Origin of the sequence: Pseudomonas sp. AU11447 (assembly GCF_001672555.2) — a bacterium.
Taxonomy (GTDB): Bacteria; Pseudomonadota; Gammaproteobacteria; order Pseudomonadales; family Pseudomonadaceae; genus Pseudomonas; species Pseudomonas nitroreducens.
On sequence record NZ_LZDG02000018.1, the window covers coordinates 96,612 to 112,066 of the forward strand.

Below are 15,455 nucleotides of genomic sequence, written 5' to 3' on the forward strand. Positions count from 1 at the left end.
GGCTCCGGAAGGCGGCTTTCGCTGGCGTCAGGCCTGGATGGTCGCCGCCGGGTTGATCACGCGGCCCAGGCCGAGATTGCGCAGGGCCAGGTGCAGCGAGCTGTGGATGACCTGAGGGTTGTCGAAGGTCATCAGTTGGCCGAGCAGCTCGCGGGCCTTGGACAGGGTCATCTGGCGCAGCAGCCATTTCACCTTCGGCAGGTTGGTGGCGTTCATCGACAGCGAATCGAAGCCCATGGCCATCAGCAGTACGGCAGCCGCCGGATCGCCGGCCATTTCGCCGCAGATGCTCACCGGCTTGCCTTCGTCGTGCGCACCATTGACCACGATCCGCAGTGCTTGCAGCACGGCCGGGTGCAGGTAGTCGTAGAGATCGGCAACCCGTGGGTTGTTGCGGTCGACCGCCAGCAGGTACTGGGTCAGGTCGTTGGAACCGACCGAAACGAAGTCCACCTGACGCGCCAGCTCACGTATCTGGTACACCGCAGCTGGAATCTCAATCATCATGCCGATCGGCGGCATGGGAATATCCACGCCCTCGTCGCGCACTTCGCCCCAGGCGCGGTGGATCAGGTGCAGCGCCTCTTCCAGCTCATGGGTGCCGGAGATCATCGGCAGCAGGATGCGCAGGTTGTCCAGGCCCTCACTGGCCTTGAGCATGGCGCGGGTCTGCACCAGGAAGATTTCCGGGTGGTCGAGGGTGACGCGGATGCCGCGCCAGCCGAGGAAGGGGTTGTCTTCCTTGATCGGGAAGTAGGACAGCGCCTTGTCGCCGCCGATGTCCAGGGTGCGCATGGTCACCGGCAGCGGGTGGAAGGCGGAGAGCTGCTCGCGGTAAATGGCGAGCTGCTCCTTCTCGCTGGGGAAGCGGTCGTTGATCATGAACGGCACTTCGGTGCGGTACAGGCCGACGCCTTCTGCGCCGCGCTCCTGGGCGCGCGCCACGTCCGCCAGCAGGCCGGTGTTGACCCACAGCGGCATGCGGTGGCCGTCCAGCGTCTCGCAGGGCAGCTCGCGCAGCGCGGCCAGACCCTTGCTCAGCTCCTTCTCTTCGGCGACCACTTCGCCGTACTGCTTGACCAGCTGCGGCGACGGGTTGGTGTAGATCTCGCCGTGGTAGCCGTCGACAATCAGGTCGATGCCGTCGACCTTGGAGTACGGCAGGTCGACCGCGCCCATGACCGTGGGAATACCCATGGCGCGAGCGAGAATGGCCACATGGGAGTTGCCCGAGCCGAGTACTGAGATCAGACCCACCAGCTTGCCCTCGGGCACTTCGCCGAGCATCGCCGGCGACAGCTCCTCGCTGACGATGATGGTCTGGTCCGGATAGGTCAGTGTCTGCTTACGCTCTTCCTGCAGGTAGGCGAGGATGCGCCGGCCGATGTCCTTGACGTCGGAGGCGCGCTCGCGCAGGTAGGCGTCGTCCATCAGCTCGAAGCGCTGCACGTGCTCCATGACCACCTGGCGCAGGGCGCCCTGGGCCCATTGGCCGGTGCGGATGATGCGTTTGACTTCGAGGCCGATGGAGGCGTCGTCGAGCATCATCAGGTAGACGTCGAACAGCGCGCGCTCTTCCTTGCGCAGCTGGGTGGCGAGCTTGCTGGAGAGGTTGCGCATGTCTTCGCGGACCGACTCCAGCGCCTGCTTGAAGCGCTCGATTTCGGCCTCGACGTCGTCGATGGGTTTGTCCGGGACGACTTCCAGGTCGGCCGGCGGCAGCACCACCACAGCCTTGCCCACGGCCACGCCAGGAGCGCCGGGAACGCCGACGAACTTGGCTTCGCTGATGCCCTTGCCCATCTTGCCCAGGCCGCGGATCGAACCGGTGGCCTCGGCGTGGGCGATGACGCCGGCGAGCTGCGCACTCATGGTGACGAGGAAGGCTTCCTCGCCTTCGTCGAACTGGCGCTTTTCCTTCTGCTGCACGACCAGAACGCCCATCACCCGACGGTGGTGGATGATCGGTGCGCCGAGGAAGGAGGCGTAGCGCTCCTCGCCGGTCTCGGCGAAGTAGCGGTAGCGGGGGTGTTCGGAGGCGTTCTCGAGGTTCAGCGGCTCCTCGCGGGTACCGACCAGGCCAACCAGGCCCTCGTTGGGCGCCATGCTGACCTTGCCGATGGAGCGCTTGTTCAGGCCTTCGGTGGCCATCAGCACGAAGCGGTTGCTCTCCGGGTCCAGCAGGTAGACCGAGCACACCTGGGTGCCCATCGCCTCCTTCACGCGCTGCACGATGATGCCCAGCGCCGCCTTGAGGTCCTTGGCGGAGTTCACTTCCTGGACGATCTTACGCAGCGTGTTGAGCATGGCTCGGGGTCTAACTCCTTGAACTTCGTGCTAGTCGCGCGCCAGCAGGCGCGGTGCCAATTCCTTCAGAGCCCGGCGGTAGACCTCGCGTTTGAAGGTCACGACCTGGCCCAGCGGGTACCAGTAGCTCACCCATTTCCAGCCGTCGAATTCGGGCTTGCCGGTCACGTCCATGCGTACCCGGCTTTCCTCGCCGGTCAGGCGCAGCAGGAACCACTTCTGTTTCTGCCCGATGCACAACGGCTGGCTGTTGGTACGCACCAGTCGTTGCGGCAGGCGGTAACGCAGCCAGCCCCGGGTACAGGCGAGGATCTTGACGTCCTGCTCTTCCAGGCCGACTTCTTCGTTCAGTTCGCGGTACAGCGCTTCCTCAGGGGTTTCGCGGGCGTTGATGCCACCCTGGGGAAATTGCCAGGCTTCCTGGTTGATGCGCCGTGCCCACAGGACCTGTCCGACATCGTTGCAAAGGATGATGCCGACATTGGGGCGAAAACCATCGGGATCGATCACGGCGGTACATCCTCGAAATCGCGTGTGCCCGCATTGTTCCACAAAGCTTGTGACAGCGGCAACGCGGGCTGCGGCGTCCTGTGCTGGGTGGGCAAAAGCCGTTACTCTAGGCGACTTTTCGGTATTGGCAACTGACGGTAATCCAACGTGCGACTGGCTCTCTTCGATCTCGACAACACCCTCCTGGCCGGCGACAGCGACCATAGCTGGGGCGAATGGCTGTGCCAGCGCGGACTGGTGGACGCTGGCGAGTACCAGGCGCGCAACGACGCCTTTTATGCCGACTACGTCGCCGGCACCCTCGACGTGTTCGCCTACCAGGCGTTCACCCAGGCCATTCTCGGCCGCACCGGCCTGGCGCAGCTGGCCATCTGGCATCGCCAGTTCATGGAAGAGGTGATCGAGCCCATCGTCCTGGCCAAGGGTGAAGCGCTGCTGGCCGAACACCGCGCTGCCGGTGACAAGCTGGTGATCATTACCGCCACCAATCGTTTCATCACCGGCCCCATCGCCGAGCGCCTCGGCGTCGAGACGCTGATCGCCACCGAATGCGAAATGCAGGATGGTCTCTACACCGGCCGCACCTGCGACGTCCCCTGCTTCCAGGGCGGCAAGGTGACACGCCTGAACAGCTGGCTCGAGGAATCCGGCCTGACACTGCACGACGCGTACTTCTACAGCGACTCGCGCAACGACCTGCCGCTGCTCGAGCAGGTCGCCAACCCGGTGGCCGTCGACCCGGACGACACCCTGCGCGCCACCGCCATCGAGCGCGGCTGGCCGGTGATCAGCCTGCGCTGACTCGCAGCAGCCAGACAAGGGGCTAAGAGATGAAGCGCAGACTGGTTCTTCTACTTGCCATGCTGGCGCTGCCAGCTTGCAGTACCAGCCCCTACTTGCACCCCGAATCGGAGTCGGGCCAGCCCCGCAGCATCGACAGAACGTGCCCCGGCGCCCAGCAGGCGCTGCAGTATTTCAATGCGGACCATTCGGAAAGCCTGCTCGTCTATGTGGCATTACCTATCGGGAGCCAGTCCGAAGGCACCGAGTTGAGACTCTTCACCTGGCGCTACGGCAAACCTGGCGCGAAACCTGCCAGGATCAGTGCCGACTCTCCTGATGTCGATCTGGTGCTGCCCTCAGGAGAGCGCCGAACTGTTCGCGCTTCTTTGCTGGAAAACGGTTTCCAGAGCAACGACCCACGGATCACCAACCGATCCCGCGGCACCAAGCTGTATGACGGTAATCTGGATGAATTCATCCTGCTCCTGCCTGTCATCAGGATGAATGGCGAAGCTCTCGATATCCGCCCCATCCACTTTCACAAGACACAATCCCGCTATGCCTCCGTGTTCAATTGCTGAAAAACGACCGGGCGAGCTTGTCCTAAAACGACTTGTTGACCATCAGGTGGAAGATCGCCAGGAAGGCCAGGAACGCCGGCCAGCCGAGGGCGAACCACCAGCGCATATAGAGGAAGGCTTGCGGCGGCAGCGCCGTGCCTTCCCGATGCGCCGTTTCGGCCATGTCGCGTACGCGGATCTGCAGCCAGACCACCGGCAGCCAGCAGGCACCGGCAAACACATACAGCCCAAGGCTCCACAGCAGCCAGCCCGAACCCAGCGGCCAGCCGGCCATATGCGCCATGGCTATGCCGCTCAGCGGCTGGAAGACCGCCGTGGTGGCGATGAACAGCCAATCCGCCGTGACCAGATGGCGGAAGGTGATGCGGATCGCTTGCAGATTGCCGCTGCGCCACGCGCGCCAGCTGTAGTAGGCCGAGCCCAGCCCGGTGCCGAACAGCAGTGTGGAGGACAGGATGTGCAGGGTCTTGAGCAGCAGGTAGAGGTTCACGCAGCGGGCATCACACCGGCTTGCTGATCATCAGCACCAGGATGGCGACCACGCACAGCAGCGCCAGTGCAAAGAAGGCCAGACCGAACTTCCACTGCCGTGCCGCGCTGGCGGCGATTGGCTCGCCACTGCCCTGTGCCGCCAGTGCCAGGTCGCGGATCCGCCACAGGCGGGTGGTGAACAATAGCCAGAAGATCGTCGCAACGATCAGCAGGCTGGCACTGCCCAGCAGCCAGGTCTGCCCCAGCGGCCAGCCAATGGTCTGCACCATGCGATAACCGGTGACCGGCAGGCTGGCGACGCTGCCGGCGACCAGCACCCAGCCGATCAGGCCGATGCGCTGCAGCGCCTTGGCGATCAACCCGGCGTCGCCGCTCCGCCAGCTGCGCCAGCCGTACCAGGCCAGGCCGATGATGGCCAGGAACGGCAGCACCGCGGCGATGCCGTGGAGGATGCGGAAGGTCTGCAGGCTTTCCATTTCAAGTCCCTGTGATCGATGCGGCTTTACGACAAGCCTAGCAGCAGTCGCGCCGCCTCTGCCTGACCTCAGCCGAGGAACAGGCGATAGGCCGGGTTGTCCGTTTCGTCCCAGTAGGGGTAACCGATCTCTTCCAGCGCGGCCGACACCAGGTGGCGTTCGTCTTCCGGCACCTGCAGGCCCGCCACCACGCGACCGTCGGCGGCGCCGTGGTTGCGGTAGTGGAACAGGGTGATGTTCCAGCGGCCACCCAGGCGGTTGAGGAAGTTGAACAGCGCACCGGGACGCTCGGGGAATTCGAAACGGAACACCTGCTCGCCCGAGACCCGCGGCGAATGGCCGCCGACCATATGGCGGATGTGCAGCTTGGCCAGTTCGTTGTCGGTCAGGTCCAGCACCGGGAAGCCCTGCTCCTGCAGCTGCTGCACCAGCGCCGCGCGCGGGTCGTTCTCCGGGTGCGTCTGCACGCCGACGAAGATGTGCGCTTCGCTGTCGGTGTTGTAGCGGTAGTTGAACTCGGTGATCTGGCGCTTGCCGATAGCCTCGCAGAAGGCCTTGAAGCTGCCCGGGCGCTCCGGGATGGTCACGGCGATGATCGCTTCGCGCTTCTCGCCCAGTTCGGCGCGCTCGGCCACGTGGCGCAGGCGGTCGAAGTTGATGTTGGCGCCCGAATCGATGGCGACCAGGGTCTCGCCCTTCACGCCTTCGCGCTCGACGTACCTCTTGATCCCGGCCACCGCCAGCGCGCCGGCCGGCTCGGTGATGGAACGGGTGTCGTCGTAGATGTCCTTGATCGCCGCGCAGATCTCGTCGGTGCTGACGGTGATCACTTCATCGACGTAGTCCTTGCACAGCTCGAAGTTGTGCTTGCCGATCTGCGCCACGGCGACGCCGTCGGCGAACAGCCCGACCTGGCCGAGCACCACGCGCTCGCCGGCGGCCATGGCGGCCTGCAGGCAATTGGAGTCGTCCGGCTCGACGCCGATGACCTTGATCTCCGGGCGCAGGTATTTGACGTACGCGGCGATGCCGGCGATCAGGCCGCCGCCGCCGACAGGCACGAAGATCGCGTCGATGCGGCCCGGGTTCTGGCGGAGGATTTCCATGGCCACGGTGCCCTGGCCGGCGATCACGTCCGGATCGTCGTAGGGGTGGATGTAGACGTAGCCCTTCTCTTCCACCAGCTTGAGCGAATGCGCCAGCGCATCGGGGAAGGCATCGCCGTGCAGCACGGCCTTGCCGCCGCGGGCGCGTACGCCCTGGACCTTCAGCTCCGGCGTGGTGCGCGGCATCACGATGGTCGCCTTGATGCCCAGCTCGCGGGCGGCCAGCGCCACGCCCTGGGCGTGGTTGCCGGCGGAGGCGGTGACGACGCCGCGGGCGAGTTCTTCCGGGCTCAGCTGCGCCAGCTTGTTGTAGGCGCCGCGAATCTTGAAGGAGAACACCGGCTGCAGGTCTTCGCGCTTGAGCAGAATCTGGTTGCCCAGGCGCTCGGAGAGCTGGCGGGCGGGCTGCAGGGGCGTTTCCACGGCAACGTCGTAGACACGCGAGGTGAGGATCTTCTTGACGTAGTGTTCGAGCATCGGAAGGGCTATATCGGCGGCTTTTCGAGGAACCGCGAGTCTACTCCAGCCGGCGCGGCGCGGGCCACCGAACAATCCGCGCGGAAACGACCATAACAGTTGCCCGGCGGCGCAACACCGGCGCGTCATCGGCCGCTATAATCCGCCCACTCGAACTTTCTCCGGCGCCCTTGCGCCCTTCCAGGTAAGAAGACCCTTCGCCATGAACCAGGATCAGCTCAAGCAGGCTGTGGCCCAGGCCGCCGTCGACCACATCCTTCCGCACCTCGACAGCAAGAGCATCGTTGGCGTCGGCACCGGCTCCACTGCCAACTTCTTCATCGACCTGCTGGCCCAGCACAAGGCCGAGTTCGACGGCGCCGTGGCCAGCTCCGAAGCCACCGCCCAGCGCCTGAAGGGCCACGGCATCCCGGTCTACGACCTGAACACGGTCAGCGAGCTGGAGTTCTACGTTGACGGCGCCGACGAGACCAACGAGCGCCTGGAACTGATCAAGGGCGGCGGCGCGGCGCTGACCCGCGAGAAGATCGTCGCTGCAGTGGCCCGGAAGTTCATCTGCATCGCCGACGGCAGCAAGCTGGTGCCGATCCTCGGCGAGTTCCCGCTGCCGGTGGAAGTCATCCCCATGGCCCGCAGCCACGTCGCCCGCCAACTGGTGAAGCTGGGCGGCGACCCGGTGTACCGCGAGGGCGTGCTGACTGACAATGGCAACATCATCCTCGACGTGCACAACCTGCGCATCGACAGCCCGGTTCAACTGGAAGAGGCGATCAACAACATCGTCGGCGTGGTCACCAACGGCCTGTTCGCCGCCCGCCCGGCCGACCTGCTGCTGCTGGGAACCGCCGAAGGCGTGAAGACCCTCAAGGTTTGACACCCTCAGGCGCCATCCGCCGGATGGCGCCTTCCAGAGCCTCTGCTGCCGTCTACGCTGGGATGACCTCAAGCCCCAACGGAGACGCAGCATGGCCGCCAAATACCATCTGAAGAAGGCCAGCGATGGCCAGTTCCACTTCAATCTGCACGCCAGCAACGGCGAAATCGTCCTGACCAGCGAGCTGTACAAGGCCAAGACCTCGGCCATGGACGGCATCGAATCGGTGCGCAAGAACTCGCAGCGCGAAGGCGCCTTCGAGGTCAAGGTCGCCGCCAACGACAAGCACTACTTCGTGCTCAAGGCCACCAACGGCCAGGTCGTCGGGCAGAGCCAGATGTACGCCAGCAAGGCCACCGCCGATGCCGGCGTAGCGGCGGTCAAGCGTTACGCGGGGGATGCGCCAATCAGTGACGACACCTGATCGCGCACCGTTTCGGTGAGCGTCTTCACACAGCCGCCTTGCACGGCCGGCACAGTCGCCGGCCGTGTATCAACATTGTTACAGTGGCGCGACAACCTCGGTCACTGACGCGTCAAATTCCGCCCATCTCCGGCGAACCGGCCTGCATCCTGCTTTCCTCCGGCGCACGCATCGAAGACCGATGCGATTCCAATCGACACAGAGGAAAGTGCCGTGTTCAAACCTTTAGCCGTTGCGGTCAGCCTGGGGTGCGCCGCGTTTTCGATCGACGCCAGCGCCTATGAGTACGGGGATTACGCCGAGGACACCCTCGACACCCTGATCAACGATTACCCCGGCCGTTACCGTGGCACCGCCAGCTTCGCCGGCGCCACCGCGCTCATGCAGTCGCGCCTGGGCTTCGGCTACCAGACGCAGATCCAGGACTTCACCTGGGCCGGCAACCGCAGCTCGCAGAACGTCATCGCCAGTGCCCCAGGCAGCAGCGGCCAGTACGTGGTGCTGGGCGCCCACTACGACACCTACTACGGCCGCCCCACCCTGCAGGGCCTGGACGACAACGGCTCAGGCGCAGCCGTACTGACCGAGATCGCCCGCAACCTGGGCGGCATCGAACTGGAGAACGGCCTGGAGGTGGTCGGCTTCGGCGCCGAGGAAGAAGGCCTGCGCGGCTCGCGCGCCTACGTCGCCTCGCTCACTGACGAACAACGCAGCAACCTGCTGGGCATGATCAACCTCGACAGCCTGATCACCGGCGACAAGATGTACGCCCACGCCGGCTTCAACAGCGTCGACAACCCCGCGCTGGGCGCCTACCGCGATCAGTTGCTGCGTATCGCCCAGGAGCTGAAGATCCCGCTGTTCACCAACCCCGGCCTGAACGAGGAATATCCCGCGGGTACCGGTTGCTGCAGCGACGGGGAAAGCTTCGAGGGCCTGAACGTCCCGGTGCTGTTCATCGAAGCCACCAACTGGGAACTGGGCGACCTGGACGGCTACGAACAGACCGACAACCCCGCCATCCCCGGCGGTGCCACCTGGCACAATCCGGCGCTGGACAACGAGCAGGTACTCACTGGCGCCTTCGGCCAGGAGCGCATCGACCAGCGCCTGCGTGACTTCTCGCGCCTGCTCACGCGCCTGGTGCTGGAATTGACCAACGCCGACCTGCTCGCCTCCACCGCCTCCGGCGGCGCCATGGCGCGGCAGATGGAAGACCAGCTGCAGCGCCAGCACCTGGCCCTCACCCGTCTGCATGACCGCCGCTGGCTGAGCCTGCTGGGCAGCTCGCGCCCGGTCGGCAGCTTCGACGGCGCCGTTGGCGTGGAAGGTGAAACCACCCCCGAGAGCGGCTTCGATATGCCCGGCGACCCGCGCTCGCACCGCGCCGGGGTGAACCTGCTGGGGGATTATCGCGCCAGCGAGGCACTGACCGTTGGCGGCAGCCTGAGCTTCCAGCGCAGCCGCGACAACCTCGACCACAGTGCACGACTGGAAGCGGAAACCTGGCAGCTCGGCCTCTACGGCCTGTTCAACGACGGCGGCCCGGCCTGGCTGGGCGGCGAGCTGAGCGCCGGCTACGCGGACTTCGACAGCAAGCGCGCGGTGTACCTGAAGGCAAAGAACGGCCCGGTGCTGCTCGACCAGCGCATCGACGGCGACACCAACGCCTGGTTCTGGGGCGCGCGGGTCGACGGCGGTTACGACTTCCACATCGCCGGCATCAAGACCGGGCCACAAGGCGGCCTGGACTATGTGCACTACAAGATCGACGACTTCAACGAGGATGACGACCTGCGCACCGCGCTGGGCTACGAGAAGCAGGACTATGACTCGGTCGAAGCCAGCCTTGGCTGGGGCCTGCGCGGCGAGCTGCCGCTGGGTAACCGCATGGCCGTGCAGCCGTACGCCAGCGTGCGCTGGGTGAAGGAGTTGGCCGACGGTCGCCTGGACGACATCGCGCTGACCGCCCTGGGCGATGGCCGCACTCGCGTCGCCGACCTGGGCGGCGTGGACAAGGACTTCGGCCGCGCCCAGGCCGGCGCCCTGCTGGCGGTCACCGAGCAGTTGGGCGTGTTTGCCGAGGCCAACTCGCGCTTCGCCCACAGCGAGGGCAGCCAGGCGTCCTATTCCCTCGGCGTGCAGTGGCAGTTCTGATCGCAGGACAGCGAGGCGCCTTCAGTGCGCCTCGCGTTTCTTGAATACGTAGAAGAGATTGGGCTCGCTCACCAGGTACAGCGTGCCCTGGTCATCCATGGCGATACCTTCGGCCTGCGGCACGCTGCGACGCAGGCCGCTCATGCCGCGCAGTAGCGACAGCGAACTGATCGGCTCACCATCGGCGCTCAGCTCCAATACCAGCCGGGACTCGTCGGACAGCGCCAGCAGGTGGCCGCTGCGCTCGTCGTACTGCAGGCTGGAAAGATCGCGGACGAACAGGTTGCGGTTGTGCTGGAGGTCTTCCACCACGTGGACGGCGATGGGCTGCTCGGACTGCTCGTAAGGGAAGCCGCGCACTTCATAGATATGCACAGGCTTGCGCTCCTTGGCGACGAACAGCCGCTTGCCGACCGAGTCGTAGGCCAGCCCCTCGAAGCCACTGTTGCCGCCGCGCCCCAGGGCCAGGGCGAGTTGCTGGGCGTCTTCGATGCGCAACTCCCTGGTGTCGTCGCCGAGTTCGACGCGGATCAGGCGCTGGTGGGTTTCGTCGGTGATCACATAGACGTTGCGGCTGATGTATTCGATGGCCTCGGTGTCGCCGAAACCGTGCAGCTCGATCTTGCGCAGCACTTTGCCTTCGAGTGACAGCTCGACGAGCTCGTTCTGCTTGTTGGTGACGGTGAAGAGCGTCTGCCGGTCCGGGTCGTAGGTCAGCGCCGAGACATTTTCCTCCAGCCCCTCGATCGGCTGCGCTTCCAGTACGACGCGGTAGTCGGGCAGCCAGATGGACTTGTCCTGCCACAGCGCAGCATGGCGCCACTCGTTGAACTTGAACCAGGCGCGCTCGTAGACGCGGAAGCTCTGACCCAGCGCGAGCAGCAAGGCCAAGGCGAGCAGCGCCAGCAGCAGGAACAGACGACGGGGCTTGAGCAAACGACGCATGGAGGACTCGGGGTGGGGTTGGCGTGGCAGATTGGCAGCAGCGCCTGAAGCCAAACTTAAAGGCCACCAGAGCTTGCGGGCAGGCTAGAGTCAGGTTAGCGCAAGTCTGTCCTGTGATTCTTTTGCAAGAGGCTGCAAGAGGCGTATCAATGGCCCAGCATCTGCTCCCCGAACAACGCCAGCAGGCGACCCTGCACACCGTGGTGCTGGCGACCGAGGTGCTGCACCACGCCGGCGTGCCGCGCCCGAAGCTGCTGGAAGGCAGCGGCATCGGCGAGGCAGACCTGCTGACGCCGGAAAAGCTGATCACCCACGCCCAGGAGCTGCGCGTCTTCGCCAACGCCCTGAACTGCCACCACGACCCGGCGCTGGGCCTCTACCTGGGCCTGCGCATGCATGTCTCGGCTTACGGAATCCTGGGTTACAGCATGCTCGCCAGCCGCACCCTGCGCGATGCGCTGCAACTGGCGCTGTCCTTTCCCGAGCTGCTGGGCACCTACTTCCGCCTGGCACTCACGCCGCAGGGCGACGAGGTGCACCTGACCGCCGACGGCTACCGCTATGCCCCTGAGCTGACGGTGTTCAACACCGAGTTGTGCCTGACCTCGCTGCTGACGGTGATCCGCGACCTGCTCGGCGAATCGGTGCGCCCGCGCCGGTTGCTGCTCGCCTACCGCCCGCCGCTGCACGCGGAGACCTACACCGAGCGCCTCGGCTGCCCGGTGGATTTCGGCGCGCCAACCAGCGCCCTGTGCTTCAGTCCCGCCCTGCTGGATCGCCCGCTGCCACTGGCCGACCCGGTCAGCTGCCACAACGGCGTGCAGCAGTGCCTGCGGATGAGCGCGACGCTCAGCAGCCGCGGCGACATGATCGACCAGTTGCGCGAGCACCTGGCCAGCCACCTGCACGACACCGCCAGCCTGGACACCGTGGCGCGCCACCTGCACCGCTCCACCCGCACCCTGCGCCGCCACCTGCAGCAGCAGAACACCAGTTATCAACAGGTGCTCGATGAAGTGCGCTTCGACCGTGCGCGGCAGTTGCTCAAGGACACCGACCTGCCGATCTATCTGATTGCCGAGCAGTTGGGCTACAGCGAAACGGCCAGCTTCCGGCATGCCTTCCAGCGCTGGAGCGGGGCGAGTCCGAGCTTGTATCGAGGCTGATGCCCAGTCGCTCTTCGTAGGATGGCGTGGAGCGAAGCGATACCCATCAGCCCAGCACCTACAGCATGGGTATCGCCTAGGCTCCACCCATCCCACAACCTGGGGCGGTGCGAACTCGAACCCAGGCTTCAGCTGTCACCCACAGCACCGGCAGAGATGGATGGAACGGCGATTTCGATCCCGTTCGCGAGCAAGCTCGCTCCTACAAAATCGGCATCCCGCTGACGCCCGAAATCCAGCATTGCAGGGCGCATTTTCAACTTGGCCTGATTTATCCCTTATTGGCCTGATCTATCGTTCTGCGCATCCCGGCGCTTGGTCATTATCAATCCGCAGCTAGGTGAAACGGCCCTAGAAACCGTAAAACCTCAACAATAACAACTGCTTAACTGCATGGTACAAGCATGACCAGCGCGATCACCATCGAGCGGATATGCATGGAGTTCGGTACACCCGGACAAGGCCTCAAGGCCCTGGACGACGTGTCACTGGAAATCCGCGCCAACGAGTTCTTCACCCTCCTCGGCCCGTCGGGCTGCGGCAAGACCACCTTGCTGCGACTGATCGCCGGCTTCGAACAACCCTCCTCCGGCAGCATTCGCCTTTACGGCGACGCGATGGAAGGCCTTCCGCCCTTCCGCCGCCCGGTCAACACCGTCTTCCAGAGCTACGCCCTGTTCCCGCACATGACCGTGGCGGAGAACATCGCCTTCGGCCTGGAAATGCAGGGCAAGCAGCGCAGCGACATCGATGCCACCGTGCAGAAGATGCTCGACCTGGTGCGCCTGCCCGACGTCGGCAAGCGCCGCGCCGACCAGCTCTCCGGCGGCCAGCAACAGCGCATCGCCCTGGCCCGCGCACTGGCCAGCAGGCCCAAGGTGCTGCTGCTCGACGAATCCCTCTCGGCACTCGACTTGAAGCTGCGCAAGGAAATGCAGATCGAGCTCAAGCGCCTGCAGCACGAGACCGGCATCACCTTCATCTTCGTCACCCACGACCAGGAAGAAGCGCTGACCATGTCCGACCGCATCGCGGTAATGAGCCGCGGCAAGGTCATGCAGATCGGCACGCCCACCGAGATCTACGAGGCGCCGGTCAACCGCCTGGTCGCCGACTTCATCGGCGAGACCAATTTCCTCGAAGGCGAATCCAGCGGCGACAGCGTGCGCCTGGCCGATGGCCAGATGCTCCCGGCCGCCACCACCCTGCCCGGCAAGGTGACCCTGGCGATCCGCCCGGAACGCACCGAGCTCGCGCAGGACGGCCAGCTCGAAGGCGTGGTGGAGAACATCGTCTACGTCGGCACCGATACCGTGTACCACCTCAATGTCGCCGGTCAGGGCGGCTTCCGCGTACGTCAGCAGAACCGCGACGGCGCTCTTTCCACCCACGCGCCCGGCGCGCGGGTGCGGGTCCGCATTCCCGCCACCGCCATCCGGGTGCTGGCCGAATGAGTACACTGCGCGCACAAGCGGAACGCAAATCGCTGTTCAAGCGCCTGGCCCTGACCAGCCCGGCGATGATCATGCTGATAGTGTTCCTCGTCCTGCCGCTGGGCATCATGTTCGCCGTGTCGGTCCAGGCACCGGGGGACTACGGCGGCGTCAAATGGGGCCAGCACACCGTCGAGGCCTACATCAACTTCCTCTGGGAGCGCGACCTGGACGACAGCCTGTCGTTCAACGCCGACTACCTGGGCATCTTCCAGCGCTCGTTCTGGCTGTCGATCCTGACCACCCTGGGCTGCGTGCTGATCGGCTTCCCCACCGCGCTGTACCTGGCGCTGCAGGACGAACGCCGGCGCAACCTGCTGCTGTTCCTGGTCACCGTGCCGTTCTGGACCAACCTGTTGGTGCGGGTCTATGCCTGGATGCTGCTGCTGCGCAACGGCGGGCTGATCGACGAAGGCCTGCACGGGCTGGGCTTCTCCAACGCGTCGCTGGGCATTCTCTACACCGACAACGCGGTGATCATCGGGCTGCTCTACACCTACCTGCCGTTCATGGTCCTGCCCATCTACACCAGCCTTGAGAAGATGGACTGGCGCCTGGTGGAGGCGGCCTTCGACCTGGGCGCCAACCGCTGGAAGGCGCTGAAGCGGATCATCATCCCGCTGGCCATGCCCGGCATCGTCGCCGGCTGCATCCTGGTGTTCATCCCCTCGCTGGGCAGCTACATCATTCCCGAGCTGCTGGGAGGCGGTAAGTCGCTGATGATCGGCAACCTGATCCAGCTGCAGTTCGGCACGGCGCACAACTGGCCGTTCGGCGCGGCGCTGTCCTTCGCCCTGCTGGCCTTCGTGCTGCTGGCGATGCTGATCTACAGCATGCGGTTCAAACAGGGCGCGGCGGGAGGTCATCCATGAAGTCGGCCAACCCGCTCTGGCGGTTCACCGGAGTCCGGCCCGCTGCCTGGCTGTTCTTCGCCTTCCTCTATATCCCGATCTTCGTGCTGGTGGTGCTGAGCTTCAACAGCGGCCAGTCGGCCACGCTGTGGGAAAGCTTCAGCCTGAAGTGGTACTCGGTGGTGGCGGACGACCCGGAAATCCTCCGCGCAGCGAAGAACTCGCTGATCGTCGCAACCCTGGCCACCGTCGTTGCCACCACGCTGGCAACACTCGCGGCGCTGGGCATGCGCGGTCGCTCGTTCCGCGGGCAGACGCTGATGAGCGGCGTGCTGGGCCTGCCGCTGCTGGTGCCGGAGATCGTTACCGCCGTGGCGACGCTGATGTTCTTCGCCTTCATCGGCCTGAAGCTGTCGCTGTTCACCATCCTGCTGGCGCACATCGTGTTCTGCATTCCCTTCGCCTACCTGCCGATCCGCGCCCGTCTCGAAGGCATGGACCCACGGCTGGCGGAAGCGGCGGCGGACCTGTATGCCTCGCCGTGGAAGACCTTCTGGAAGGTGACCTTCCCGCTGCTGACGCCGGGGATCGTGTCCGGGGCGATGCTGGCGTTCATCATCTCGATGGACGACTTCGTCATCACCTACTTCGTCGCCGGTGCCGGGGCCACCACCCTGCCGGTGTACATCTTCAGCTCCATCCGAATGGGGATTTCCCCGAAGATCAACGCCATATCTTCAATAATACTGTTGATTTCCATCGCGTTCGTTGCGTTGTCGTACTACGTCGGCCAGCGTCGCCGCTGACCTCCTG

Annotated in this window: 15 protein-coding genes; 9 read left to right on the forward strand and 6 right to left on the reverse strand. The window is 65.0% G+C overall.

Annotated features, from left to right (window positions below; genetic code table 11):
- Positions 1–27 precede the first annotated feature (27 nt).
- Together ptsP and A6723_RS04025 are read right to left on the reverse strand one after the other, a co-directional pair.
- Positions 28–2,307 carry a phosphoenolpyruvate--protein phosphotransferase gene (gene ptsP / locus A6723_RS04020; protein WP_024762172.1) on the reverse strand — a complete coding sequence of 760 codons (2,280 nt, stop codon included), beginning with the start codon at positions 2,305–2,307 and terminating at the stop codon, positions 28–30.
- A 30-nt stretch (positions 2,308–2,337) separates the two neighbouring features.
- On the reverse strand, positions 2,338–2,817 hold the full coding sequence (locus tag A6723_RS04025) for an RNA pyrophosphohydrolase (protein ID WP_017520843.1): 480 nt from the start codon (positions 2,815–2,817) through the stop codon (positions 2,338–2,340).
- A 147-nt stretch (positions 2,818–2,964) separates the two neighbouring features.
- On the opposite strand from A6723_RS04025, the gene A6723_RS04030 reads away from it, so the two are divergent.
- Together A6723_RS04030 and A6723_RS04035 are read left to right on the forward strand one after the other, a co-directional pair.
- Positions 2,965–3,618: an HAD family phosphatase gene (locus A6723_RS04030; protein WP_054908107.1), complete on the forward strand. Its 654-nt coding sequence runs from the start codon at positions 2,965–2,967 to the stop codon at positions 3,616–3,618.
- A 29-nt stretch (positions 3,619–3,647) separates the two neighbouring features.
- Positions 3,648–4,181, forward strand: a complete 534-nt coding sequence (locus A6723_RS04035) for a hypothetical protein (protein ID WP_054908108.1) — start codon at positions 3,648–3,650, stop codon at positions 4,179–4,181.
- Between the two features lie 22 nt (positions 4,182–4,203).
- On the opposite strand, the gene A6723_RS04040 is transcribed toward A6723_RS04035, so the two are convergent.
- The 3 genes from A6723_RS04040 to ilvA all read right to left on the reverse strand — a co-directional run bounded on the left by A6723_RS04040 (position 4,204) and on the right by ilvA (position 6,744).
- Entirely contained in the window at positions 4,204–4,671 is a 468-nt protein-coding gene (locus A6723_RS04040) for a DUF2269 domain-containing protein (RefSeq protein ID WP_054908109.1), read from the reverse strand.
- 10 nt (positions 4,672–4,681) lie between these two features.
- The gene (locus tag A6723_RS04045) at positions 4,682–5,149 is read right to left on the reverse strand and encodes a DUF2269 domain-containing protein (protein WP_054908110.1); all 468 of its coding nucleotides are present in this window, start codon (positions 5,147–5,149) and stop codon (positions 4,682–4,684) included.
- Positions 5,150–5,217: 68 nt separating this feature from the next.
- On the reverse strand, positions 5,218–6,744 hold the full coding sequence (ilvA, locus tag A6723_RS04050) for a threonine ammonia-lyase, biosynthetic (protein WP_139092895.1): 1,527 nt from the start codon (positions 6,742–6,744) through the stop codon (positions 5,218–5,220).
- A 190-nt stretch (positions 6,745–6,934) separates the two neighbouring features.
- On the opposite strand from ilvA, the gene rpiA reads away from it, so the two are divergent.
- From rpiA to A6723_RS04065, 3 genes are all read left to right on the forward strand, one after another.
- Entirely contained in the window at positions 6,935–7,606 is a 672-nt protein-coding gene (gene rpiA, locus A6723_RS04055; RefSeq protein ID WP_024762169.1) for a ribose-5-phosphate isomerase RpiA, read from the forward strand.
- Positions 7,607–7,697: 91 nt separating this feature from the next.
- A complete protein-coding gene (locus A6723_RS04060; protein WP_054908112.1) occupies positions 7,698–8,030 on the forward strand; it encodes a YegP family protein in 333 nt (110 codons plus the stop codon).
- Between the two features lie 213 nt (positions 8,031–8,243).
- Complete coding sequence (locus A6723_RS04065; RefSeq protein ID WP_054908113.1) at positions 8,244–10,187, forward strand: autotransporter outer membrane beta-barrel domain-containing protein; 1,944 nt, start codon at positions 8,244–8,246, stop codon at positions 10,185–10,187.
- Between the two features lie 21 nt (positions 10,188–10,208).
- Here A6723_RS04065 and A6723_RS04070 read toward each other — a convergent pair whose 3' ends face one another.
- A complete protein-coding gene (locus A6723_RS04070) occupies positions 10,209–11,132 on the reverse strand; it encodes an SdiA-regulated domain-containing protein (protein WP_054908114.1) in 924 nt (307 codons plus the stop codon).
- Between the two features lie 149 nt (positions 11,133–11,281).
- Here A6723_RS04070 and A6723_RS04075 point away from each other — a divergent pair, with 149 nt between their 5' ends.
- The 4 genes from A6723_RS04075 (at position 11,282) to A6723_RS04090 (ending at position 15,448) form a co-directional block, all read left to right on the forward strand.
- Complete coding sequence (locus A6723_RS04075) at positions 11,282–12,298, forward strand: AraC family transcriptional regulator (protein WP_054908115.1); 1,017 nt, start codon at positions 11,282–11,284, stop codon at positions 12,296–12,298.
- A gap of 404 nt (positions 12,299–12,702) precedes the next feature.
- The gene (locus tag A6723_RS04080) at positions 12,703–13,752 is read left to right on the forward strand and encodes an ABC transporter ATP-binding protein (RefSeq protein ID WP_054908116.1); all 1,050 of its coding nucleotides are present in this window, start codon (positions 12,703–12,705) and stop codon (positions 13,750–13,752) included.
- Positions 13,749–14,663 (forward strand): ABC transporter permease, encoded by a 915-nt coding sequence (locus A6723_RS04085; RefSeq protein ID WP_054908117.1) that lies wholly within the window; start codon positions 13,749–13,751, stop codon positions 14,661–14,663. Before A6723_RS04080 ends, A6723_RS04085 begins: the two co-directional genes overlap by 4 nt.
- Complete coding sequence (locus A6723_RS04090; RefSeq protein ID WP_045215587.1) at positions 14,660–15,448, forward strand: ABC transporter permease; 789 nt, start codon at positions 14,660–14,662, stop codon at positions 15,446–15,448. Before A6723_RS04085 ends, A6723_RS04090 begins: the two co-directional genes overlap by 4 nt.
- Positions 15,449–15,455 lie beyond the last annotated feature (7 nt).